Annotated in this window: 22 protein-coding genes; 8 read left to right on the top strand and 14 right to left on the bottom strand. The window is 38.2% G+C overall.

All coding sequences use genetic code 11. From position 1 onward, the window contains the following. Positions 1–48 precede the first annotated feature (48 nt). The 5 genes from QM867_RS03485 to QM867_RS03465 form a co-directional block, all read right to left on the bottom strand. Positions 49–546: a YkgJ family cysteine cluster protein gene (locus QM867_RS03485; protein WP_414294495.1), complete on the bottom strand. Its 498-nt coding sequence runs from the start codon at positions 544–546 to the stop codon at positions 49–51. Positions 547–673: 127 nt separating this feature from the next. Continuing rightward, the gene (locus QM867_RS03480; RefSeq protein WP_248034231.1) at positions 674–1,852 is read right to left on the bottom strand and encodes a hypothetical protein; all 1,179 of its coding nucleotides are present in this window, start codon (positions 1,850–1,852) and stop codon (positions 674–676) included. Between the two features lie 16 nt (positions 1,853–1,868). Then, entirely contained in the window at positions 1,869–5,513 is a 3,645-nt protein-coding gene (gene addA / locus QM867_RS03475) for a helicase-exonuclease AddAB subunit AddA (RefSeq protein WP_414315183.1), read from the bottom strand. Continuing rightward, complete coding sequence (gene rexB, locus QM867_RS03470; protein WP_414315182.1) at positions 5,510–8,761, bottom strand: ATP-dependent nuclease subunit B; 3,252 nt, start codon at positions 8,759–8,761, stop codon at positions 5,510–5,512. Before rexB ends, addA begins: the two co-directional genes overlap by 4 nt. 137 nt (positions 8,762–8,898) lie before the next feature. After that, positions 8,899–9,564: a lysostaphin resistance A-like protein gene (locus tag QM867_RS03465; protein ID WP_414273409.1), complete on the bottom strand. Its 666-nt coding sequence runs from the start codon at positions 9,562–9,564 to the stop codon at positions 8,899–8,901. Positions 9,565–9,743: 179 nt separating this feature from the next. On the opposite strand from QM867_RS03465, the gene QM867_RS03460 reads away from it, so the two are divergent. The 3 genes from QM867_RS03460 to QM867_RS03450 all read left to right on the top strand — a co-directional run bounded on the left by QM867_RS03460 (position 9,744) and on the right by QM867_RS03450 (position 12,395). Next, complete coding sequence (locus QM867_RS03460) at positions 9,744–10,553, top strand: Cof-type HAD-IIB family hydrolase (protein ID WP_281334938.1); 810 nt, start codon at positions 9,744–9,746, stop codon at positions 10,551–10,553. 164 nt (positions 10,554–10,717) lie between these two features. Continuing rightward, on the top strand, positions 10,718–11,626 hold the full coding sequence (locus tag QM867_RS03455) for an ATP-binding cassette domain-containing protein (protein ID WP_414294491.1): 909 nt from the start codon (positions 10,718–10,720) through the stop codon (positions 11,624–11,626). 10 nt (positions 11,627–11,636) lie between these two features. Beyond that, entirely contained in the window at positions 11,637–12,395 is a 759-nt protein-coding gene (locus QM867_RS03450; RefSeq protein ID WP_371607723.1) for an ABC transporter permease, read from the top strand. Between the two features lie 39 nt (positions 12,396–12,434). Here the strand turns inward: QM867_RS03450 and QM867_RS03445 are convergent, their stop codons facing one another. The 3 genes from QM867_RS03445 to QM867_RS03435 all read right to left on the bottom strand — a co-directional run bounded on the left by QM867_RS03445 (position 12,435) and on the right by QM867_RS03435 (position 14,377). Further along, positions 12,435–13,313, bottom strand: a complete 879-nt coding sequence (locus QM867_RS03445) for a sensor histidine kinase (protein ID WP_371607722.1) — start codon at positions 13,311–13,313, stop codon at positions 12,435–12,437. Beyond that, the gene (locus QM867_RS03440; protein ID WP_049548950.1) at positions 13,310–14,011 is read right to left on the bottom strand and encodes a response regulator transcription factor; all 702 of its coding nucleotides are present in this window, start codon (positions 14,009–14,011) and stop codon (positions 13,310–13,312) included. The genes QM867_RS03445 and QM867_RS03440 overlap by 4 nt, the downstream gene beginning before the upstream one ends. 105 nt (positions 14,012–14,116) lie before the next feature. Beyond that, complete coding sequence (locus QM867_RS03435; protein WP_045614887.1) at positions 14,117–14,377, bottom strand: SemiSWEET family transporter; 261 nt, start codon at positions 14,375–14,377, stop codon at positions 14,117–14,119. 254 nt (positions 14,378–14,631) lie between these two features. Here QM867_RS03435 and QM867_RS03430 point away from each other — a divergent pair, with 254 nt between their 5' ends. Then, the gene (locus tag QM867_RS03430; protein ID WP_414315181.1) at positions 14,632–15,777 is read left to right on the top strand and encodes an IS110 family transposase; all 1,146 of its coding nucleotides are present in this window, start codon (positions 14,632–14,634) and stop codon (positions 15,775–15,777) included. Positions 15,778–16,069: 292 nt separating this feature from the next. Here the strand turns inward: QM867_RS03430 and QM867_RS03425 are convergent, their stop codons facing one another. From QM867_RS03425 to glmU, 6 genes are all read right to left on the bottom strand, one after another. Then, positions 16,070–16,366 (bottom strand): hypothetical protein, encoded by a 297-nt coding sequence (locus tag QM867_RS03425; RefSeq protein WP_248034226.1) that lies wholly within the window; start codon positions 16,364–16,366, stop codon positions 16,070–16,072. 85 nt (positions 16,367–16,451) lie between these two features. Further along, a complete protein-coding gene (gene pcrA / locus QM867_RS03420; protein ID WP_414315180.1) occupies positions 16,452–18,740 on the bottom strand; it encodes a DNA helicase PcrA in 2,289 nt (762 codons plus the stop codon). A 140-nt stretch (positions 18,741–18,880) separates the two neighbouring features. Next, a complete protein-coding gene (locus QM867_RS03415; RefSeq protein ID WP_414315179.1) occupies positions 18,881–19,576 on the bottom strand; it encodes a 5'-methylthioadenosine/adenosylhomocysteine nucleosidase in 696 nt (231 codons plus the stop codon). Positions 19,577–19,586: 10 nt separating this feature from the next. After that, positions 19,587–19,898, bottom strand: a complete 312-nt coding sequence (gene macP, locus QM867_RS03410; RefSeq protein WP_000517859.1) for a cell wall synthase accessory phosphoprotein MacP — start codon at positions 19,896–19,898, stop codon at positions 19,587–19,589. Then, positions 19,891–20,454 carry an NUDIX hydrolase gene (locus tag QM867_RS03405; protein ID WP_414315178.1) on the bottom strand — a complete coding sequence of 188 codons (564 nt, stop codon included), beginning with the start codon at positions 20,452–20,454 and terminating at the stop codon, positions 19,891–19,893. Before QM867_RS03405 ends, macP begins: the two co-directional genes overlap by 8 nt. 9 nt (positions 20,455–20,463) lie before the next feature. After that, the gene (glmU, locus tag QM867_RS03400) at positions 20,464–21,843 is read right to left on the bottom strand and encodes a bifunctional UDP-N-acetylglucosamine diphosphorylase/glucosamine-1-phosphate N-acetyltransferase GlmU (RefSeq protein WP_414315177.1); all 1,380 of its coding nucleotides are present in this window, start codon (positions 21,841–21,843) and stop codon (positions 20,464–20,466) included. Between the two features lie 155 nt (positions 21,844–21,998). On the opposite strand from glmU, the gene QM867_RS03395 reads away from it, so the two are divergent. The 4 genes from QM867_RS03395 (at position 21,999) to QM867_RS03380 (ending at position 24,865) form a co-directional block, all read left to right on the top strand. Further along, positions 21,999–22,799, top strand: coding sequence for a glycoside hydrolase family 25 protein (locus tag QM867_RS03395; RefSeq protein WP_414273415.1), 801 nt, complete (start codon positions 21,999–22,001; stop codon positions 22,797–22,799). Between the two features lie 109 nt (positions 22,800–22,908). Continuing rightward, positions 22,909–23,751 carry a DUF368 domain-containing protein gene (locus QM867_RS03390; protein WP_414315176.1) on the top strand — a complete coding sequence of 281 codons (843 nt, stop codon included), beginning with the start codon at positions 22,909–22,911 and terminating at the stop codon, positions 23,749–23,751. Then, positions 23,751–24,236 (top strand): aminoacyl-tRNA deacylase, encoded by a 486-nt coding sequence (locus QM867_RS03385; protein ID WP_414315175.1) that lies wholly within the window; start codon positions 23,751–23,753, stop codon positions 24,234–24,236. Before QM867_RS03390 ends, QM867_RS03385 begins: the two co-directional genes overlap by 1 nt. After that, a complete protein-coding gene (locus QM867_RS03380; protein WP_371607714.1) occupies positions 24,233–24,865 on the top strand; it encodes a histidine phosphatase family protein in 633 nt (210 codons plus the stop codon). Before QM867_RS03385 ends, QM867_RS03380 begins: the two co-directional genes overlap by 4 nt. Positions 24,866–24,956: the final 91 nt, after the last annotated feature.

The following is a 24,956-nucleotide window of genomic DNA, read 5'->3' as shown; positions in this document are numbered from 1 at the left end:
AAATAGCGACTGTATTTGAGGATGATTCTTATCATACAATGAGAGTACTTAGTCTATTTTCTCTCTTAACTTTTCAACAAAGAGATAGGCTGCGGGGCAGGTTAGGGTATTTTTAATAGTAAGATTATTGATTTGGTAAATCTTCTTACGGTCAGTATGTGGAAATTCACGACAGGCTTTGGGACGAACATCGTAGATGGAACAGAGATTATCGCCTCCTAAAAATGGACAGGGCATCGATTTGAAGACCTTATCTCCATCTTCATCTACTTGCAAAAACTCAGCTTCAAAGGCTGGCAATTTCATTTTAAAATACTTGGCAATACGTGTGATATCTGCTTCTTTGAAGTCTGGACCAAGACTCTTACAGCAGTTAGCGCAGGCTGTACAATCAATTTCAGTAAAAACTTCTTGATGGATTTCAAGCGCAATTTTATCTAAATTTTTAGGCGCTTTCTTCTTTAGATTTCCTAAAAACTTACGATGCTCTTTTTGTTTTTGCAAGGCTAGTTGGTGATAATATTCGATATCGATTTCTTTTGACATAGTTTCTTTCTAATTTTTAATGTTGATACAAAAATTTCAAGTTAATACATAAATAAAATTATGTCAAATGTTTTAGAGACATAATTTTAACAATAATGAGTCTCTCCATGCAGGACGAAAACTACCGCTATACTATCATTCTTTCTAAAAAAGGTTTGATGCAGTTGGTTAAAATGCCTTCTATCCAAGATTTTTGAGCGGATGATAGGTTTTCTTCATCTAAACATTCCTTTAGAAAATCACGTACCTGATCAGGTGCTATTTCAAATTCAAAAGCCTTCATTTTGTAGAAAAAGTCAAGCAAAGTGTTAGAGAGATAGTCAGTTGAAAATGGAATTTCTCCAGTTTTTCGATACATGATTAGAAGTCGGGAAAATCGAGCTTTTTCTTCGGGTATATCCTTAAAATACGAGTTAAGCAACCAGACTTGCTTTTGTTTTCTTTCAAGAGGATCTTGACTAGCAATGCGTTGATCCTTTTCGAGTTCTCTTTGGTACTGTTTTGATTTTATAGAACGTTCTGTCCGATTTTTACCGAAGAGAATCTTTTCCCACTGGCGCTCTTCTAGTGTCAGTGTTTCGCTCAGTCCAAAGTAATCCTGATAGGCACGTTCAGCTGGTCCCATTGCTAGAACCAGGTTATCCGCATATTGTTTAGCAATCTTGTCTCGCTTCTTTCGCTCCTTTTCAGCCTTGATGCGAAGTTCCTGCTCATAGTCAATTTTTTCTTTTCCTAGTTTAACAAGATAGAGCTGATCGTCAGATTTTCCAAGTAGAAAGGGTTTGATAAATTTTTCAAGGACTTCCTCCATACGAGCTTTCTTCAAAGGCTCTGCCCTACTCCAACTTCCACCTTGAAAAACTTCCAAAAAGAGTTGATAATCCTTTTCTGGTGAGAATTGATTGCCACGATTTGACTTGAAAGCTCCCTTTTCCCATAGCCAGTTGATTAGTCGCTCATCAAAATCCGTTTTATTAACTCGAATGACTTCTTTTTTCTGGGCCTTTCTGGTTAGATTTTCAAGCTTTCTGAGAAGTTTTTCTTCCTCTTCTAGCTGTTGATCTAGGCTAATTCTTTGGAAATGACGCACACAGTCACTCCCAATGGGGAAGAGGCGTTTGCCAGTAACTCCGTTAAAAAGTTCATAAGCATACTTAATAGCATTACCGCAGACACAATTGCTTCGACCGATTCCATTAAAAATCAAGGAAACTTCACTCCATTCTTTGGTAGCTTGTTCCCAAGTATCGGCTTTAGAGGCCTCTAAAACTGCATCATATAAGTTTTTTCTAACAGGAATGGACATGATGTCTCCTTTCTTTTTAAAGTTTAACGACTTCTACTTGGTCTTTACCAAGTAGAATCAAATATTTTTCAACGGTTTCTATCTGATATGAACGAGATAGAGCCTCTGCATAGAGTTCTAATTGACCACGATAACGTTCAACAAGTTGACTAGCATGCTCATAACGATCTGTCTTGTAGTCAAAGAGAGCAATCTTATCATTGTAGAGGAGATATCCATCTAAGATTCCACGGACAACAAAATCTTCCTGACTCTTAGCATCTCTTTTCAACATTGAGAAAGGTTGTTCTCGATAGAGTTTATCTTGATTTGCAAGAATCTCTTGACCTAGAGCTGTATCAAAGAAGGACAAAATTTTTCCTAGATTGATTTTGGATTTGACAGCTGAACTTACTTGAACTTGCTCTAAAGCATCTGTTAAAGTCTCTAAAGTTGGTTTCTTAGCTAGATTAATTCTCTGCATGAGTTCATGGGTAGCACTACCAATTTCAGCACCAGTAACTTTCTTAGTTTTAGAGAAATCAGGAAGGTTGAATTGAACCGTACTTTCTTTTAGTTGACTTTGACCAGCTACTACTACTCCTTCCATATCCATGACTGGTTCATAGAACTTTTTAATCTGACTTGGCGTTTGAACACTTGGAAGATTAATTGCTGCTCGGTGGACTTGATTATAGACTTCCACTTCTTTCAGCATTTCCAACGCATTTTTGATGGTTTCTGACTGGCGATTATCTGCTTGGGATTGGTCTTGGAGCTGGCTTTTATTTTCCAATTCTCCGATAGCTTCTTTGGTTAGGTCTTCTTCACCTTCAAAGCGCACAGTGAAATGCAAATCCTCCTTAGAAAATGCTTGATAAATGGCCCAAATCCAATCTTGGAAATTAGTAGCGTCTAATCTAGTTTCTCGAGTCAAAAGACCTTGCCCATTTGTCGGATATTCTTTTGCTTCTAATTTTTCACGAGATCCTTTTCCAACTAAATATAATTTTTTCTCAGCACGTGTCATGGCTACATAAAGTAAACGCATGAGTTCAGAATAACTTGCTAACTGAAGTTCTTCTTCGTTTTGCGTATAGGTCAAGCTAGGGATAGATAATTTAATCGTAGATGGAACGTATTCCTCTTTGGCATCTGTAGCAACTCTAGCAACATACTTGAGACCAAGGCCATTTCTTCGACTTAGGATGACCTCAGACATAGAATCTTGCTTGTTGAATTGCTGATCAATGTTGAGGATAAAGACATAAGGAAACTCAAGGCCCTTACTTTTATGAATACTCATAAGTTCTACAGCATCCTTAGGTGGTGCTACAGCCACATTGGCAAGATCATGTTGGGCTTCCAAGACCTGATCTATCATTCGAATAAAGCGAGATAATCCCTTGAAATTACTCTTTTCAAACTGATCTGCTCTTAAAGCAAGGGCATAGAGATTTGCCTGTCTAGCTTGACCATTTGGCAAAGCACCGACATAGTCATAGTAAAAACGGTCGCTATAGATTTTCCAAATGAGACCATAAAGTGAGTGCGTTTTAGAATACAAACGCCAAGACTGGACAGTTTCCATGAAGAAGTTTAGTTTCTTTTGTAATTCAGCTTTGATTAAATCCTTTTGAAGACCAATTTTCTCCTGAGCATTGACTAGTTTCTCATAAAAGTTTTCTTGAACCTTATCCTCGGATTTCTGAAGGGCTAATCGAGCCAATTCATCTTCATCAAAGCTAAACATAGGAGACTTCATGAGAGCTACTAAAGCGAAGTCTTGGAGAGGATTATGGATGACACGAAGAATATCCAACATAACCTGCACTTCTAAAGATTGCAAATAATTGCTTTGAGCACCATCTGTCTTGACTGGAATACCATACTCAGACAAGGCAAGTAGGACCTGGTCATTACGACTTCTGCTGGCAGTTAAGAGAGCCATGTCCTTGAAAGGTACACCCTTATCATTATGAAGGTGAATTATCTCCTTAAGCACCATGCGCATCTCACCAGTCAGTTTATTGGTTACTAATTCCTCCTCATCATCAGAATCGCTATCATCCTTATCATATAAGAGAACTTCTGCCTTGTTTTCAGGATTTACTTGAATATCAGTATTTCCAAAAACAAGTTGATGCATACCGTCATAAGATATCTCTCCAACTTCCTCGTCCATAAGATGTTTAAAGACATCATTCGTAGCATCTAGAACTTCTGAACTGCTCCGGAAATTTTCCTTAAGCAGAATTAACTGACCTTCTTTGCCATCATGAGCAAAGCTATGAAATTTTTCGTTGAAGATTTGGGGATCTGCCTGTCTAAATCGATAAATAGACTGCTTAATATCTCCTACCATAAAACGATTATGACCATTTGAGAGGAGTTCTAGCATTCTTTCCTGGATGTGGTTGGTATCCTGGTACTCATCGACCATGACTTCATGGAAGCGTTCCTGATACTCTTGTCGAACCTGAGGGAAGTTTTCTAAAATCTCAATGGTATAGTGGCTAATATCAGCAAATTCAAAGGCATTTTCTTCGCGCTTCCGTTGTCGATAGGCATCAACAAAATCCCTCATGAAGACTTGGAAAGTCTTTGCCAAGTCCCAGGAATCTTGATGATAATCTTCTTGGAATTTTAGTAAAGTTATTTGATCATTTAGTGAGATCAGCTTTTCAAACTTTGCTTTTCTCTCTTGGTTGTATGCTTCTTTCAAGTCTTGCAGTTCGACCTTACGACTAGCATTTGTAAGAGCACGACCTCCCTTATCCTTAGAGATACTAACAACTCGGTCTAAAACTTCTAGATATTGCTCAAAAGTAGATTCATGGCTTAAAGAACCGATCTCATCAAGAACTTGTTGGACAGATTCTAAATAAGCTGCTTTGCCAAATTCCTTGGCATCATTATCCAAATGGTAACGGAAAAAGCTTTCTAAATCCCAAAGTCTTTCTTTTATATCCTCTTCAAGGTTTTCTTTAGCAACGGTAAAATCAGCCTCTTCAAAGCCTTTTAGAAAGGAATCTTCTAGCCAAGCCTGAGGATTGCTGGTAGATTGCAAAAAGTCATAAATCATATAGACCTGTTTACGCAGTCCACGCGCATCCTTGCTTCTTCCTGCAAAGTTCTTAACCAGCTGACTAAACTTGCCTTGTTCTTTACCTTGGTAGTGACTTTCAAAAACTTGACGAAAAACCTCATTTTTTAAGAGAAGCTGCTCACTTTCATTTTGAAGGATACGAAAGTTTGGAGAGAGGTCAAGGAGATAACCATGCTTGGTCAAGAATTTCTGGGTAAAAGAGTCCATGGTTCCAATAGCAGCGTTGGGTAAATCAGCTAATTGTCTGCCGAGGTGTTTTTTTAGTTCAAGATCTTGCGTTTCTTGAATTTGTTGGCTAATTTTCTTTTCCAAGCGTTCTTTTAACTCGGTTGCTGCCTTTACCGTAAAGGTTGAGATAAAGAGTTGGCGAATCTCAACACCACGCGCTAGTTGGTCAAGAATTCGTTCAGCCATGACAAAGGTTTTCCCTGAACCAGCAGAAGCTGAGACTAGAATATTTTGACCAGAGCTATAAATAGCTTGAATTTGCTCAGTAGTTTTCTTTGGTTTCTTGTCAGATTTAGCTTCTGCTACTTGCAAGGCTGCAATCTCTTCTTGAGATAAAAATTTCATCGCTCCAACTCCTCTCTGATTTTATTAAACCAAGCTTCCTTGGCATTGCTCTTGGCAACTTTCTCTAAAAATCTCGCCTGACCTAAATGATAATTGGCTTCAAAACCTGTAATAGCTTGATATTGTTGAACATAGGGTGCAATGCTTCTACCGTTTTCTGTATAAGGGTTGATCGCAAATTCACCAGATAAAATCTTCTCTGCCGCCTTTTTATAGATAAGGGCGTTATAGTCCAGCAATAACTGAAATTCCTCATCAGACAACTGATAGGTTTTGTTTTTATTGTAAAACTCTCCAAGGTTTTTTATCTCTTTTTCAAGAAAGAGGCCTTGGTATTTCATAGTCTTATTCGTTTCTGCTACTGCTTTAGAAAGAGTTTTTGCAGTTTGTAATGACTGAATTGGTTCAGCCATTTCTAGGTACATAGCACCAAAGAAGTCTTTATATCCTTCTTTCTTAAGAGCAGCCAAGTATGTTGGCAATTGTGAGTTTAAACCGTTAAAAAAGAGAGGAAAGTTAAACTGAGTTAGAGAAGATTTGTAGTCTACAACACCAATAGCATCTGACGTTTTCAAACGGTCAATACGATCGACCTTCCCACGGACATAAATATTACGACCGTTATCTAACTGTACAAAAGCTTGTTCCTTGCCACCAAAAACAGCCTCCTCTTGAACCGTTTCGACATCAGCATTGTGACGAAGAATATGTCCAGTAGCGCGTGCTACATCTAAGAGAACTTCCTTAGCAAATTGAGATTCTAAACTTTCTTGATAAATAGCTTGAAAGTCTCTTTCTTGACTAGTTTCAGAGATGGCCTGTTCTAAACGGCGATCAAAAGATGTATCAGCAGGAAGTTTCATTGCACGTTCAAAAATACGGTGCAAGAAATTCCCGTGACTTCGTGCATCAGGACGGAGACGCAATTCTTCCTGCAAACCTAAGACATAACGGAGATAGTAACTGTATTCATTACGGTAAAATTCTGTTAAACCAGAAGTAGATAGATAGAAATCTTGTTCCTGCGGATATAAAGCTTCCAGTGTATCATTAGCTAAAGCCTTGCTTTTCGGACTTGTTGGTAAAACCGGATTTTCTAAACCTTGGTCTTCCAACTTTTTACCCATCACACGAGCTAAAACCTTGACAAAGGTTAAGTCTTGGTCACTTGTCTCCCTCTCACCTTGCTGATGATAGGCAACCAGACTAGACAAAAGGCTGTGATAAGAACCAATATCATCCTTTGTTAGATTTTTTCGGTCAATTCTCTTTTCAATCTTGCTAAAACCAAAGTCTTGTAATTCTTTCAGATATACCGACTCTTTACTCTCATTTTCATTGAGTAAACTTGGCGCCGATAAGACTAATTGCTTCCTAGCAGAGTTTACCAAAGAAAGCATAGTATAGCGATTCTTCTTGAGGTTTTCTTGACTTGCAATCAGTAATTGAGAACCTTCTTGAGTCATTTGATTCAAGGATTCTCTTTCTTCATCGCTCAACAAACTGGTGTTTTGAGCAATTTTGGGCAAATGATCTTGAGTTAAACCAATTGCATAGATGTAATCAGCTGTCAAGGGTGCAATCAAATCATAACTCTGCACCAGGACAGTATCTACCGTTGCTGGAATTGTACGGTAATTTGACAAGCTCATACCTGAATGAAGAAGAGCCAAGAAATCATCTAAAGTAACCTGAGTCCCCTCAAATACAGTCGCAAATTGCTCCATTACGTGGCAAAATGCTTTCCAGACCTCCTCTTGTCTTTCTTGCTCTGCCGCATCCATTGTTTCAGATAAGGCTTGTAATTGCTTGGTAACAGATGCATCCTTCAAAAAGTTATTCCATTTTGTAAGGATATTTTCAGCCTTTTGTTTACGACTGGATAATAGAGTTTCTAGTGGACTTAGAACACGAACACGAAGCTCATTTAATTTGACTAAATCAAATTTTTCACGATGGTTTTTCGTAAATTCTTGTTTAAAGTTAGAAAGTCCATCAATACCCAAATAGCGGATATATTGTTCAAAGCTATCAATTTCCTCTTGGTTAAGGTCAGTATACAAGCCAGTGCGTAAGAGATTAATCAAATCTTCTTGACGGAAATTGTATCGTTTCAAACGCCCGATGGATTCTACAAATTGAGTTAGAGGATGATGAGCCATAGACTCACTCTTGCCCAAATAAAAAGGAATTTGATATTGATTAAAAATTGTCTGCAAGGACAGTTTATAGGACTCTACGTCACCAAGTAGGATTCGAAAATTCTTATAGCTAAGTTCTGGCTCTTGGTGCAATTTCTGGCGAATACTACGAGCAACTAACTCCAGCTCTTCTTTTTGTGTCAGACAAGACCAGATTTGCAAGTCCTTTCTATCTTCGTCATTCACATCTAAACTAATTTCAGAATAATCATAAGCACTTTCCAGTAATTTTGAGGCTTTGGCAAAGGCATCAAGTTTCTCATGTTCTTGATAAGTATTTTCTGCCTTAGTCTGATATTTAAAGGCCAAATGTCTCAAAAACTCAACACTGGCTTGATAGAGGTTACCTTCACTAAATGGACTTGTATAAGCTTTTTTAGTCGCATAAGCCCCGATAACAATTTCAACACCCTTACGATAAAGTAGATCCACTAGGTGTTCTTCTTCTGCAGAAAATCGGGTAAAACCATCAATGACTAGGGCAATCTTACTAAAATCACTACTTACTTTATTTTCTTCGATAGCATTGATCAGATATGACAATTGACTCCCTTGCGAAACTTGACCTTGATTCAGATAAGCTGTTACCTTTTCAAAAATCAAGAGTAAATCAGAACGTTTATCAGCGTCAGATAGACTTTCTAAATCCAAAAAGCTCATCTTTGCAGTTGTCATTTCATGATAAATCTCAATCAGTTGTTGGATGAATTGCGGATCTTGCTTAATAGCCCCGTAAACTCGCAAATCCTTAGCGTCTATCTCAGACAAACATTTATAGAAAACCATGCCCAGACCAATATCATCGAGACTAGACTTCGCTGGTATATCGTTTAAAACCAGATAACGAGCCATTTGAGCGAAGCGCGTGACTGTGATCGCAAAAGAAGCCTGCTGACTCAAGCACTCCAGCACGGCACGTTCCTTTTCAAAAGAAAGAGAGTTAGGGGCGATATAAAAGACTCGTTTACCTTGGGCAACCAGTCCCTGAGCCTCCTTGGTTAGGATTTCTGTTAAAGAAGTCCGAATATCGGTATAAAGTAGTTTCATCTCAGCCTCGTTTGATTTTTTCATTACCTTTCATTATACCATTTTTTGACTGCTAATCCTATAAATAGAGGGCTCTTTAACATCTCAAGAAAAGAAAAATGCCAGAAATTTCCGGCATTGATTGATAAGCACTAACTTCATGAAAATACGAGAATCCATAATTCCCAAAATGCAGCAATGTTAATCATGATATGGAGCAAAATAGGATAATAGAGAGAATGAGTTTTTCGGTAGAGGAAAGCTAAAATTGCTCCTCCACTTGCATAGGTGAAAAAGGCGAGCGGTGTTATACCATCAGCAACATGCACATAGCCAAAGACACAGGCTGATAGTAAAACATCTCCATACCAAGGTGAATCTTTAAAAAATGTATTCATCAGAACTCCTCGGTAAACCAATTCTTCTGAAATTGGTCCTAGCAGACAAGTAATAAGCAAAAAATACAGCAACTCTTGTCGCCCTGTCATCTCAATCATTTCATTTAAAGCCATTTGATTGGACGTGGCTGGGGTTAAAAAGGAAAACACAATACCTGAAAGATGATTGACTCCATAAGCAAGAAGCAAATAAACTGGATATCTCCATTTCCACTTCAACTCAAGAATTTTCCTACCTTCGAATACTAGTAAATAAAGAATAGCTATAAAAGTAACGATGAGCTCTAAAAAAGCAAGAATCAAGAAATACTCTCGACTAGCAACTACAAATCTAGCTGAAAAGTGATTAAAAATCCACCAAAACCAAGTCTTCCTATAAATGATTACCAATAAGGCTAGTAAAATCTGTACTACTCTTTTTTTCATGCCAAGTCCTCTGCTTTTTTATCCATTATCAGTATATTGCAAATTTAGTATAGCATATATTTGCCAAAAAGCTTCTTCCAATCATGAATTGTAATTGAAACGTCCTAAATTGACATAGTAATCCTTATTTCCACTAAATTATGCTATAATATAGACAAAACACGTGAAAAGGAACTACTATGATTAAACTACTTGCCCTTGATATGGACGGAACTCTGCTCAACGAAGCCAAAGAAATTCCTCAGGCTCATATTGATGCCATTCATAAGGCTATCGAAAAAGGCGTCAAACTGGTTCTCTGTACTGGTCGTCCTCTCTTTGGGGTTCTTCCCTACTACAAGAAACTAGGACTAGATTTGCAGAATGAATACGTCATCGTCAACAATGGTTGTTCTACCCACCAAACTAGTGACTGGGGCCTTGTTGACTGGCGAGAACTTAGCAAATCAGACATTGAATACCTAAATGAACTTGCAGAAAAAAGTGAGGTTCAATTGACTCTCTTTGACGAGGAACACTACTTCGTTCTCGGAGGCGAACCAAATCCTGTCGTAAAATACGATGCGACACTCGTCTTTGCTGATCTGACTGAAATCTCACTGGAAGAAGCTACTAGTGGTAAGTACCGTATGTTCCAAGGCATGTTCTTAGGTACAAAAGAACAAACAGATGATTTTGAACAACGATTTGCTGATGAACTTTGTCAGAGATTTAGCGGAGTTCGTTCACAACCAGTTATCTATGAAGCAATGCCACTCGGTACCACAAAAGCTTCTGCTCTTTCTCGTTTGGCAGAGATTTTGGATATCCAAGCTTCTGAAATCATGGCCATGGGTGATGCCAACAACGATATTGAGATGTTAGAATTTGCAGGGCTTGGGATTGCCATGGGAAATGCTAGCGACTATGTCAAATCTCTCGCGGATGCCGTAACTGCTAGCAATGAAGAAGACGGTGTTGCACGCGCTATTGAGAAATATATTTTGTAGAAAATAAGCCCAGTCAACTAGCATTTCTAGCCAACTGGGCTTTTTATTTTTTAGAAACTTAAAAACTTTAGAAACTCTTTAGAAATGCTTGACGATTCTTTGATATCTATGCTTTATACTAGAATTATAAAAATAAAACATCTTAAAGGCTAAAGGAGAAAACTATGAAAACAGTCCTCGAAATCCATGGCTTGTCCAAACAATTTGGCAAACAACCTATTCTACAAGATCTTAATCTCTCAGTAAAAGAAGGAGATATCTATGGGCTTATCGGAAAGAATGGTGCTGGTAAAACTACTCTGATTAAAATCATTACCCAATTATTATCTGCTGACTATGGAACCATTTCCCTCTTTTCCAGTCAAGGTTATAAGGAATGCACCAAAGCCCTATCCCGAGTAGGTTCAGTCATTGAATCCCCAGTAGCACACAATCATTTAACAGCCTATCAAAATCTTAAATATTATTGTACTATTCGACATATCCCAAATGCTGATCAAGTCATTCAGGAAACGTTAAAATATGTAGGGTTATCAGATACAGGTAGAAAAGTTTTTCGAGATTTCTCTCTTGGGATGAAACAACGTCTGGGCATTGCTATTGCTCTCCTATCAAAACCAGACTTTCTCATCCTTGATGAACCCATCAATGGACTTGACCCAATCGGTATCAAAGAGTTTCGTCAAATGATTCAACGTCTGAATCAAGAACTAGGAATGACCATTCTCATCTCTAGTCATATCTTGTCAGAACTCTATCTCGTTGCCAATCGATTTGGAATCCTTGACCAAGGGAAGATCATTCGAGAAATCAGTAAGGCCGAATTTGAGACACTTAATGAAGACTATATCGTTCTGAAAACAAGTGAAAAAGAAAAAGCTAGTCAAATCTTAAAAGACAAAGTGCGTCTTGAGTTTAAAGTTGTGAATTCAGAAAATGAGATTCATATTTTTAGTCATGAACAAGATGTCAAACGAATTCTCAAAGAACTTACTCTAGCAGATGTCGCTGTTGATGAGATTTACTATGCTCGTCAAAATCTTGAAGAATACTTCACACAATTAGTAAAATAGGAGGAAGATCATGATTCATACAATTCAAGCAGACTTTTACCGTCTTTTCCGTTCCAAAGGTTTTTGGATTACAGAGATTGTTCTCTTTGCACTCATGTTAATGGGAGCTACTATTGGGGCTACAGGACATCTAATGTCAGTTAATACAACGCCCCCAGAATCAGAAATTCCAACCCAAGGTTGGAATGGTGTGCAAGCCCTGATTAACGCATCGAGTCAAGGTTCAAACCTCGTTTTTCTCTGTATTATCCTTGCTTGCCTCGTTCTGGGAGTTGACCTTATCGGAAAACTCTATAAAAACAGTTTGACAGTAGGGGTTTCTCGTACAGAATTCTTTCTAGCCAAATCTGTTGTATTAGCCAGTATCGCTCTAATGCAAATTCTTATTAGCCTAGTTATTGCTTTCGTACCAGCAACTATCCTAAACGGAGTAGGAACCATGCCAGAAGGATTTATTGGCAATCTCCTTCTAACGATTGGTCTTCAATTCCTCTGCCTTCTTGCTTGGCTTTCCATTATTTCCTTCATTCTCTATGTGACTCATTCTTATCTGGCTGTTTTCATTGGCTATTTAATCAGTTCTATCTTGCTTTCAATGCCGATGCTTATATTCCCAGATATTGAGATTTTACGCTATTTATCCTTAAATGTTGCCTATGCCATGACTGCCTATAGTCAAGCTGTTCTATACACCATTATCGTTACAGTGACTGTTATTCTATTCTTTACCATCAGTGGACTTGCTGTATTCAAGAAGAAAAGCTTATAAAAATGACCTCCTCTATTCAAAAAGAGGAGGTTTTTTGTTTTAAAAGAGAATCTTAACTGTAAACCAAGCACCATCTGTACTTAGTTGTAGTTCTGCTCCAAGGAGATGGGAAAGTTCTTCAGTAATATAAAGACCTAAACCAGAGGATTCTTCTGTATCTGAGAGATTTTCAGAGTAAAATCGCTGACTGAGATTTTCAATTTTGCGAATGGGTTGTTTGACCAGATTTGAAATTTCCAAACAAATGTGATTATCCACTTCCTTCAAAGAAAATCTCGCTTCATCCTTCCCATGTTTTAAAACATTGCCAATGAGATTTTGCAACATACGGTCTAATAAATCCGAATCTGTCAGTAAATACAAACCAGATTCTACTTGCAAATCAAGGTCAATCTTTGCCGTTTGAAAAGAATCATAATAGGTTAGTAATTTTTGCGTCATAAATGTCGAGACTTCTAACTCAGATAAGTCAGGTTTAACTGCTCCTTCCATTAACCGACGATAGTCCAAAAGAGCCTCTAGACGTTTTGAAACTTGATTGAGATGGTGGGAAATTTTTTTCAAACTCTCAGACTCAGGATTTTCTGTTTTAAGCAATTGCTGAGTATAACCCGACGCAATCGTTAAAGGCGTCCGAATATCATGTGCAATATTGCTAATAGCCATGTCCAAAGTCTGCTTTTCACGTTTCATAATCAAGCGTGACTGCTCAACTTCTTGAAAGAGATGATTGATTTGCTGGTAAAGATGTAAAAAATCCTTGGAGAACGTTGATACTCCGATTCTCTTCATACTTCCAGTCAGAATCTTATCTTCAATCTGTTGGCTCAAGTTAACGAGTGCTAGATGATAGCGAATCAACCATATCGTCAATAGGATAATGACCAGCACTAGCAAAGATAGTAAAATGTAGATCATTGCTCATCTCCTTTTAACCGAACACCAACTCCCCAGATAGTTTCAATATACTCTTGCTCTGGATCCAGTTGGCCTAATTTTTTACGGAGATTACTTAAATGAGTGTTGAGAGTATTATCGCCTGGTAAATAAGTATCCTCCCAGACCAATTCATAGAGTTCTTCTTTCGTGAAAATTTTCTTAGGATGTCCCAGTAAGGTTTGGAGAATCAAACATTCTTTCTTAGCTAGGCGAATAGTTTCCTGGCTATTTTTGATTTCAAAACTATCTGCATCAAACTGAATATTTTTTAACTGTTGAATCAACTTGTCAGGATGTTCGATTTCAGCTGATTGCTTATCACTATTTTGACGTAATTGAACCGTAACCCTAGCAAAAACTTCATCCAAATCAAAAGGCTTCGTAATATAATCATTAGCACCATCTAAGAGATATTGACTGATGAGCTTTTTATCGCTTAGGGCAGTTAGCATGATGACAGGTACTGAACTAGCTTGTCTAATGGCTTTTAAAACCTGATCGCCATTTTTTCCAGGAAGCATAATATCTAACAAGATTAGATCAATGCCGCCTTGCTCAAAACGAATCATTCCTTCAGTACCAGAAAAAGCTTGAATCACCTCATGTTCCTCAGAAAGAAGAGTTCTCAAAATTTCTTGAATCTCATTATTATCTTCAATGATAAGTATTCTAGCCATAAACACCAACCTTTCTAATAGTATTATATCATGTTTTTTTAGGAATTTTGGATAAAGAAAAAATCTCCCTCATAACTAGATACGAAGAAGAGTTTACTTTATGTTTTAGAATAAAGCTGTCAATGCGGTAATAATCCCAAAAACAATACCTGGTGCATTGGCTGCTGCCAAAGGAATATCTCGTTCTTTTTTAAAGAGTCCGTAGTATACCCAAAGACTGCAGTTAATTGCAGCTACTGCTGGTTGGATAAAGTTTCCTTTTTGACCCGCAAGGTTGTTCATAATTTGTGGAATATATGAGATATACATCATAACAGACATAAAGGTTGCAATCCAACCTAATGTTTTCATTTGTTTTTCACTCATTTTCTTCTCCTTATATTATATTTAGTGCAGTTAGCTACTGCCAAAGCCCAAGTGGTACACTTGGAATAAGCCACTGTGGATTAGTTCATTTCCTCCAATCGCTGGACGATTTCTGAAAGGCTCTAACCACAGCTTTTTGTTTCAATTGGTAATGAGTTTGATAACGCATAGACGTTTTATCTCGTGTAAGGTAACAAGGCAAAAAGTTCGTGGACAACCAAGTGGACTTGAATACTATATCTGGAGGTACTCCTATGCTTTATGTTGGCATTGATGTCGCTAAAAATAAACACGATGTTACAGCCTTGAATGTTCAAGGAAAAACTGTTCTAAAACCCCTCACTTTTTCAAATACCAGAGCTGGGTTTGAACTCTTAGATCTGTCTCTTCGACAGCTCAATCAAGACTGCCTCATTGCTCTTGAAGATACTGGACATTATGCCTTTAATCTATTGAAATTCCTCCATGAACAAGGATATAAAGTTTATACCTACAATCCTTTGCTCATCAAGGAGTTTGCTAAATCATTATCACTTCGCAAGACCAAAACTGATAAGAAAGATGCTCGTATCATCGCTCTTAAACTTCTTTCTGACCCAAATCGTGAGCAATTTCAACACGATAATCGGAAAGAAGAACTAAAGATCCTGACTAGACATATTCATCGCCTTAAGAAGAAACAGTCTGATTGGAAAGTACAATACACTCGCTGTCTTGATATCATCTTTCCTGAGTTGGATAAGATCGTTGGAAAGAATTCAGAATATGCCTACCAACTCTTGACACGCTACCCTAGCCCTCAGAAAATGCTTGAGGCAGGATTTGATAATCTGATAGAAATTAAACGATTGACTGCATCCAAAATTCAGGATATCCTCTCAGTCGCACCTCTCTCTATCGGAACAACATCTCCTGCTCATGAATTCGAACTCATCGAAATCATTGAAAACATCAAGCATTATAACAGACTCATTGACAAGGCGGAAAAACAAGCCAATGACTTGATGGCTGAGATCAACTCGGTCATCACGACGGTTACTGGGATCGGGAATCGTTTAGGTGCCGTCATCTTAGCCGAGATTCGAAATATTCATGCCTTTGATAATCCTGCTCAATTACAAGCTTTCGCTGGACTGGATCCTTCTATTTACCAGTCAGGGAAGATCGATTTAGCAGGGAAAATGGTCAAACGGGGTTCACCCCATCTGCGTTGGGCACTCATACAAGCTGCCAAAGCGTGTGCTCGCTTTTCACCTGCTTTTAAAGCCTATCTTAGGACTAAGTTAGACCAAGGAAAACATTACAATGTGGCTATCATTCACCTTGCAAAAAAACTTATCAGAACGCTGTTTTATCTCCTAAAAAACAAGCTGCCCTTTGACGAACAAAAAGTAATCTAACTTCTGAATTTGATACAAGATAACCCTTGAAAAAATGGACTTTTTCAAGGGCTTTTTGCCGTGCTCTAAAATCATCAAATTGAAACATGAATTATTTTAGATAAAACTATTGACTTTTCTTATAGTTTGTCTTTCAAAAACAGTTTCAATTATACACTATTTGTTTTAATCGTGTAAGCAAAAAACTTTTTTGTTAAGAGAATGTAAATTATCACAAGATTGTGATCAGAGATAACTTTTTGTTCTTATCTTTAGAAAAGGTATGGTGGCTAACAGTTTTATCATACTATTATTATTTAAAAAATCTCGGATGACCATTTACATCCAAATAAAAAACTACCTTCGCCTCCTTATCTGAAATTACTAATGTATAGTCTTCGAATAAAAAATTATTTGGCGGATACTTAACTAACATAAACCATAATGTTGAACCTTTGTAATCCATCTTTTCAAACTCATATGGATAAGAGTGCTCTAATCTTAAAAGGTTAGGATCTAAAACACATTCACCCTCAAGTTTATTATTAGAATGAAAGTTTTTACCAATTTCAATAACCTGTAAAGGTGTTAAATTCGTCTTCTTTGTCATAGTTATATACCACTAAACTCTGTGGAATCAAATGAATCTGTTGTCATTGAAAAACATATTTATCTTCAAAAACTTAAACTATTGACTACTTCTTCTCAATCGGTGCTACACTGGCTAGGAGTTTTTTGAGGCCGACTTCTGGGAAATTGATTTTCAATTCCTGAGTAGATCCACTTCCTGAAACTTCTAGAACCGTTCCTTCGCCCCATTTCTTATGAAGGGCAATATCACCAATAGACCAACTTGTCTCACTAGAAGCCGATTTTGATCCAGCAGCAAATTGTCCAAAAGGTAGTCCTTTTGATTCAATTGATCTTGGAGCTGCGTTGCGTTTACGATCTTGTAGTGCTTGTGCTAGGCTCATGCCTTGACCAAAGGCGACACCTCCACTACTATAGGATGCTTTGAAGCTACTATTAGCAGGACGCGCCAAACCTTGATAAGTTAACAAATCTGAACTAATCTCATTGATAAAGCGTGTTGGACGATTATAGTTAGTTCGACCAAACAGCAAGCGTGAGTTAGCATTAGTCAGATAGAGAATTTTCTCTGCACGCGTGATACCGACATAGGCTAGACGGCGTTCTTCTTCTAGTTCGTCCACATCTTCTGCTGCACGACTAAGTGGAAAGACATTTTCTTCCATCCCAATCAAGAATACAACTGGAAACTCGAGTCCCTTGGCCGCATGGAGCGTCATCAAGGTTACTTCTGATGTTTCCTGACTGCCAGAGTCTGTATCTGCAATCAAGGCCAAATCGTTCAAGAAGCGACTGAGCTTATCCAAGCCAGTTTCCTCTTCCTGATTATCTGGATTATCATCGAAGTTCTTGGTAACAGAAAGGAACTCTTCGATATTTTCAACACGAGCCTTACTTTCTAAGGTTGCTTGAGCATTGAGAATATCCACGTAGCCTGTTTTTTCCAAGACTGCTTCCACTAACTCAGTAATGCTTAATTGATCCAGTTGCTCCCGCAAATCAAGAATCATATTGGCAAAATCCCAGATCGACTGAGCTGCCTTACCTTTTATCCCTGATAACATGATGTTAGCTGAAGCATCTAGCATAGACATGTTTTGCATATTAGCAAAATCACGAATTTTCTCTACTGTTCCAGGGCCAATGCCACGTTTAGGTTCATTGATGATCCGCTCAAAACTAATATTATCACTCAAATTGGCGATGAGATTCAGATATGCAATAACGTCACGGATTTCCTTACGGCTATAGAACTTAGTTCCACCGACCATAGTATAAGGAATATTAGACTTGAGCAGAGCTTCTTCAATTGTACGAGACTGGGCATTGGTACGGTAAAGAACTGCAAAGTCCTTGTGAAGGAAGTTTTGACTTCGACCAAGTTCATCAATGGTTTTGGCGACAAAGACAGCCTCGTCTTGTTCATCATTAGCACGATAGTAGACAATTTGTTCCCCATCCGCATTTTGAGTCCAGAGATTCTTAGGACGACGATTTTTATTGTTTTTGATAACGTCATTAGCAGCTTGGAGGATGGTCTTGGTCGAACGGTAATTTTCCTCCAATAAAACAACCTTGGTTTGAGGATAATCCTTCTCAAAATCCAAGATATTCTGCATATCAGCACCACGCCAACCGTAGATAGACTGGTCAGCATCCCCTACTACGCAGATATTTTGGAAACGAGAAGCCAAGAGTTTAACGAGTTGATACTGAGCATGGTTGGTATCTTGATACTCATCAACATGGATGTACTGGAACTTCTGTTGGTAATAAGTCAAAACATCGGGATTTTGGTCAAAGAGCCTCAAAGTCAACATGATCAAGTCGTCAAAGTCCACTGACTCTGACTGACGAAGTTCTTTCTGATAGGCTGTATAACACTTAGCTACAATTTGCGTGTACATATCTCCTGCCTGGGCAGCATAAGCTACATCGTCAATCAGATCATTCTTAGCATTGGAAATGGTTCCCAAAATAGTGCGTTCATTCCATTTTTTAGGATCCAAGTTCAACTGCTTGAGAATGCGTTTCATGAGCGTTCGCTGCTCTCCAGGATCCACAATCGTGAAATTGCGATTATAGCCAATGTGGTCCGCATCGCGACGTAGGATACGCACGCACATAGAGTGAAAGGTCGCAATCAAACAATCCTGAGTAGCTGGATTGAGTCCATAAGCACGCTCCTTCATTTCACGCGCCGCTTTATTGGTAAAGGTAATGGCCAAGATATTCCATGGGTTGACCATCTTTTCATCAATTAAGTAGGCAATACGGTGGGTTAAAACACGAGTCTTACCAGATCCCGCCCCCGCCATGATCAGCAAGGGTCCTTCTGTGGTTTGAACGGCCTCGGCTTGACGGTCATTCATTCCCTTTAATAATTCGTTCATTTTCTCTTCCTTATTCTTCAAGTCAATATTTCTATTATATCAAAAAAGTTTGAAAATAACTTTTCTTAGGAGCCTTCTGATTACTTTAGGTGATTAGACAAGAAAAGAACACTGGATGAGTGTTCTTAATAATTTTTCTATTAATCCTTTATAGACTGCAAAAGTGTCATTAAGGCTTGGGCAGAACGACGTCCTGCTTCTACGATAAATTCATCGAAAGAGAGGGATGCTTCATGGTTGGCATTGTCACTCATGGCACGAATGACTAAGAAAGGTAGGTTCAAAGCGTGAGCTGCTTGAGCAATAGCTGCCCCTTCCATCTCTACAGCAAGAACTTGAGGGAAATGTTCTTTTATCGCTTTGATTTTATCTTCTCCAGCAACAAAACTGTCTCCTGTCGCAATCAAACCTAAATGCCAAGTTTGGTCCAGTTTAGACAAACTCTCTTGAATCAAGCTGATAAACTTTTTGTCTGATTCAAAATAGAGAGGCTGTTGAGCCATTTGACCGTAATCATAGCCAAAGGCAGTCACATCAACATCGTGGTAGGCAAGCTTGTCTGCAATCACTACATCCCCTACTGCGATTCCACTTGCCACTGCACCAGCAGAACCAGTATTAATCACTGCATCGACTTGAAAGTGATCCGCTAAGATAGCGACACTCATCGCAGACATGACTTTACCAATACCACTCTCTACAAGTACAAGCTCAATAGAACCAATCTTACCAGTATGATAGCTATTTCCCAGAACCTTTTCTTCACTGGCATTGTCCAAGTGTTGAATCAAGTAAACTAGCTCTTCTGGCATAGCTGCTATAATTCCAATTTTCATGATAGACCCCTTAAATAAATCTCATTGCTAGAATTAACAAAATCAAGAGAAAAATAACTGCAAAAAGAATCTTGTTTAATTTAGAATTAAAGACATTTCTCTTGGTATTTTCAATCCGACGACTTTTGTGAATAGAAGGTTCAACTTCGATGGTCAGTGTATCCTGGCTAAAACCATGATCTTTGGTTCGCGAATAGCCAAAATTTTGAGAAGAAGTCGGTAAAATCTTAGTTTCCTCATCATCTAGCAAGGGAGGACCTGAGATGTCCTCTCCTCGATTGGCACGTTCGATCATTTCATCTGTTAATAAAGGTTTACCCATGGGTTCCTCCACTATTTTTTTGTAATTCCCAGTACTGAATAGCCATGATAGTCTTGGCATCACAAATATCTCCTGACTGGATCAGTGCTTTAGCTTGGTCAAGACTGACTTCAAGTAACTCCAAAGTCTCATCTTCATCATGAGGACGAGGATTTTCAACTTTTGTCAAATCACTTGCCAAGTAAAGTTTTAAGCGCTCGTTACAAAATCCAATCGCAGAGTAAAAATCATAGAGAAGGCTTAATTTACCAGTATAGGCTGCTTCTTCTTCTAATTCACGAAGGGCTGCAGCTTCTGGATCTGCATTCTCCCCAATTTCCAGCTTACCTGCAGGAATTTCATAAGAGACTTTTTCAATCGCCTTGCGATATTGTTTAACAAGAACAATCTTATTTTCTGGAGTGACTGCAAGAACGCAAACTGCCCCATTGTGGAAAATCAAATCACGTTGTGCAGTACCTTTCCCAGAAGGTAGTTCAACCTGATCTTGAACTAGCTGAAAAATAGGTCCTTTATAAATTTCTTTACGACTAAGCGTCTTTTCTTCAAATTCCATCGTTAGCTCCTATTTATTGTTAGGATGGTGAGGGAGGCGAGTTGCATATTCGTCCTTATTAATTTGGCGACCTCGTCCAATAGCGATGGCATCAGCTGGAACATCCTTAGTAATGGTTGAACCTGCACCAACAAGAGAGTTATCTCCAAGATCTACTGGAGCAATGATGGTTGAATTTGATCCAACAAAAACATTGTTACCAATAGTTGTCTTAAACTTGTGTTGACCATCGTAATTTACAGTAATGGTTCCTGCACCGAAGTTGACATCACTACCAACTTCACAGTTACCAATATAAGTCAAATGACCTGCCTTAGTATTCTCCCCAATGCTAGAACCTTTGACTTCAACAAAGTTCCCGATATGTACATCTTTTGCAAGACTTGATCCTGGACGGATATGAGCATAAGGTCCAACTGTAACACCATCAGCAACTGAGCTTTCCTCAATCATTGAATTGGTGATTACTGCTCCTGCTCCGATGCTACTATCAACGATATAAGTTCCGTTTGTCAGGATAGTTTCAGCACCAATCTTACTAGAACCTTTGAGGGTTACATTTGCTTCTATTTGAACTTCTGGAGCAATTTCAACATCGATGTCAATGTAAGTAGCTTCAGGATTCACAAAGCTAACTCCATTGACCATATGCGCTTGGTTAATACGGCGACGCATGATGCCTTCAGCTGTCGCAAGGGCAACACGGTCATTAACTCCGAGACTTTCATCAAAGTCTTTCAGAGTATAGGCTCCGACTTTTTCTCCAGCTTCACGGAAAATGCCGATGACATCAGTAATGTAGTATTCGCCTTGGGCATTGTTAGTGTTGATATTCTTCAAAGCTTCAAAAAGACGAGCATTATCAAAGACATAGGTTCCTGTATTGATTTCCTTGATTTGTTTTTCAAAATCAGTCGCATCCTTCTGCTCCACGATACGAAGCACTTCAGCATTCTCGTTACGAACAATACGCCCATAACCAAACGGATCATCAGCTTCTGCAGTTAGGATTGTCGCTACATTTTTGTGATTTACGTGGAAATCAATCAAGTTCTTTAGACTTTCACCAGTAATGAGTGGTGTATCACCAGCAATAACCAATGTTTGTCCAGAAAGTCCTTCAAGAATTGGCTCAGCCATCATAACCGCATGACCAGTTCCTAATTGCTCAGACTGTCTTACAAAATCAGTTTGACCAGCTAAAACTTGCTCCACAAGTTCTGCCTTATGACCCACAACCGTTACTGTTTTTTCAGGATTGATGGCCCCTACACTACGAAAAACATGCTCAAGCATTGAAATTCCTGCAACCTTGTGCATGACTTTTGGTAGTTCTGACTTCATACGAGTACCTTTACCCGCTGCTAAAATAACTGCATAATTTGCCATATTTTTCTCTTTTCTATAGAAATTCCTTTTAATTATATCATATTTTTGCTCTTTCAAACACAAAAGAGGGCAAATGCTTTAAAACATCGCATTCTCTAGATGATTTCGAGTATTTTTTTTGATTTTTTTCACCATTTACGATACACTATAAAAGTATGAGAAAGAAAATAAATCCTGTTTTTATTTTTACTGTATTAGCTACTCTTGTGGGTATTTTAATCATCAATAGACCCAAGTTTGAAGACCATCCAGTCAAAACAAAGCAAAATCCAGTTCAAGTAGAAACTCAAGCTTTACATAATATCAACAAGCCGATTATTGATGTTTCTGGCTGGCAAAGACCATCAGAGATCAATTATGACACCTTAGCTCAAAATATTTCAGGTGCAATCGTTCGGGTTCATAGTGGAGCTCAAGCTTCTGTTGAAAACGATGCTTCATTTAAAAATGGGGTTGATAAGGCTTATAAAGAACACATCACAGAATTTCAAAAACGGAATATTCCAGTCGCTGTTTATGCCTATGTAGCTGGTAAAAATGTCGAAGAAATGGAAAAAGCTGCCGAAGTTTTTTATAATGCTGCTTCTCCCTATAATCCTAGCTACTATTGGTTGGATGTTGAAGACAAGACTATGTCTGACATGAACCAGGGTGTTGAGGCCTTCCGTGCTAAATTAGCTTCATTGGGAGCTAAAAATATTGGCATCTATGTTGGTGTTTACTTTATGGAGGAGCATAGTATCAGTACGGAAAATTTCTCAGCAATCTGGATACCGTCCTATGGAACCAACTCGGGTTACTACGAGAGTGCTCCAAAAACAGATCTTAACTATGAACTTCACCAATACACCTCTCATGGAAGCCTTGGAGGCTTTGAAAATCATCTGGATTTGAACCTTATTTCTTCATCAAAGAACAAGGAAGAAACCTTTAGAAAATTATTTTTAAATCCTTAATCACTATCACCATAAGCAAGTCAGACATTGCTTTCTGCTTGCTTTTCTTTATTTTTCAGTATTAAATTACTGTTTTATCTTTATAGAATATGAATCTCGGAGGACCTCTATGTTATCATGGTTATCAAAAATTATTAAGGGAATTGTAATTGCCCTAGGTTTCATTCTACCAGGGATTTCTGGTGGCGTTCTTGCCGCTATCTTGGGAATTTATGAGAGAATGATTCGTTTTCTTGCTCATCCTTTTAAGAATTTAAAAGAAGATGTGCTCTTTTTCCTACCTGTTGGTATTGGGATGTTACTGGGCATTGGACTTTTCTCCTATCCAATCGAGTATCTTTTAGAGAATTATCAAGTGTATGTATTGTGGAGTTTTGCTGGTGCCATCATCGGTACCATTCCAAGTCTTGTCAAAGAATCTACCCGTGATTCCGAGAGAGATAAGATTGATCTCATTTGGTTTTGGGCAACTTTTATCCTTTCAGGTATTGCCCTCTACGCCTTAAATTTTGTCGTCGGATCGTTGTCAGCTAGTTTCCTTAACTTTACTCTTGCTGGATGCTTACTGGCACTTGGAATTTTAGTGCCAGGACTCAGCCCTTCTAATCTACTTTTAATCCTTGGTCTTTATAGTCCAATGCTAACAGGATTTAAGACTTTTGATTTATTCGGAACCTTTCTTCCAATAGGAATTGGAGCACTTGCTACTCTTGTCATTTTTTCAAAATTTATGGACTACGCTCTCCGTGTCTATCAATCTCGTGTTTACCACTTTATCATCGGAATTGTTCTTTCAAGTACAATCTTAATCCTCATTCCAAATGCTGGTAATGCTGAAAGCATCAGCTATAGTGGATTATCTCTTGTGTCTTATGTCATCATTGCCTTTTTCTTCGCTCTAGGTATTTGGTTAGGTATTTGGATGAGTCAATTGGAGGATAAATACAAATAATGGCTAAAAAAGTAAAAGTCAAAAAAACCTTGGTCCAACAAATTTTAACCAAGGCAGGAATAAACCATACAGGTATTCAAATTAATGCCCTGGAAGGTGAGATGCCTCAAGGTTATGAAAAGAGTCAGATTTTTAAGACTCTAGCACTTCTGGGAGATAAGACTGGACCCATTATCGGCATCCTTCCTATCACTGAACATCTTTCTGAAAAGAAACTAGCTAAGATTTCTGGTAATAAGAAAGTCAGCATGATTCCACAAAAAGACCTAGAAAAAACAACAGGCTATATCCATGGCGCCAATAATCCAGTTGGAATTCGTCAAAAACATAACTACCCTATCTTTATCGATCAAAGTGCTCTTCAACTGAATGAAATGATTGTTTCCGCAGGGGAGGTTGGTCATAGTATCATTATCAACCCTCAAGATCTAGCAGCCTTTGTTAAAGCTGAATTTGCTGATATCTTGGAGGCAAGTAGCACATGAAATTCTATTTTATTCGTCACGGTAAAACACTTTGGAATCTTGAGGGACGTTTTCAAGGAGCAAGCGGGGACTCTCCACTTCTTGAGGAATCCATTGAAACCTTAAAAAAATTAGGCCAATATCTTCAGGAAACTTCATTTGATGTGATTTATTCTAGTGATCTTCCTCGTGCTAAAACTTCCGCTCAAATTATCCAAAGTCAACTGAAAAACAGCTGTCCATTAGAAGAGATACCCTCACTAAGAGAATGGCAACTTGGAAAACTTGAAGGTGCAAAATTTGCAACCTTGGAAGCCATCTATCCCGAGCAATTAAAAGCTTTTCGTACCAATCTAGCAAAGTTTGATTCAACTATGTTTGGAGCAGAGTCTGTCTATCAAACAACTCAGCGGACCATTCAGTTTATCAAATCATTAGAGTCCAAACCTTTTGAACATGTCATGATTGTCGGTCACGGAGCCAATCTCACAGCCAGTATTCGAACTCTTTTAGGCTATGATACTCCACTACTTAGAAAAGAAGGAGGTCTAGCAAATGCTAGTGTTACTATTGTCGAAACAGAAGACTTTAAAAACTTCAACCTCTTAGTCTGGAACGACACTTCTTATCAAAATCTAAAAAGAACTTAACAATCGCTGTTAAGTTCTTTTTAGATTTTGTAGAATATCCGTGAATTTATTTGATTTTTATGATAAAATGGGAGTATCGCAAAAAAGACTC

Source organism: Streptococcus infantis (assembly GCF_047463635.1).
GTDB classification, from domain to species: Bacteria; Bacillota; Bacilli; order Lactobacillales; family Streptococcaceae; genus Streptococcus; species Streptococcus infantis_W.
Note: the sequence above shows the minus strand (reverse complement) of the source record. Positions and strands in the feature narration are given on the sequence as shown.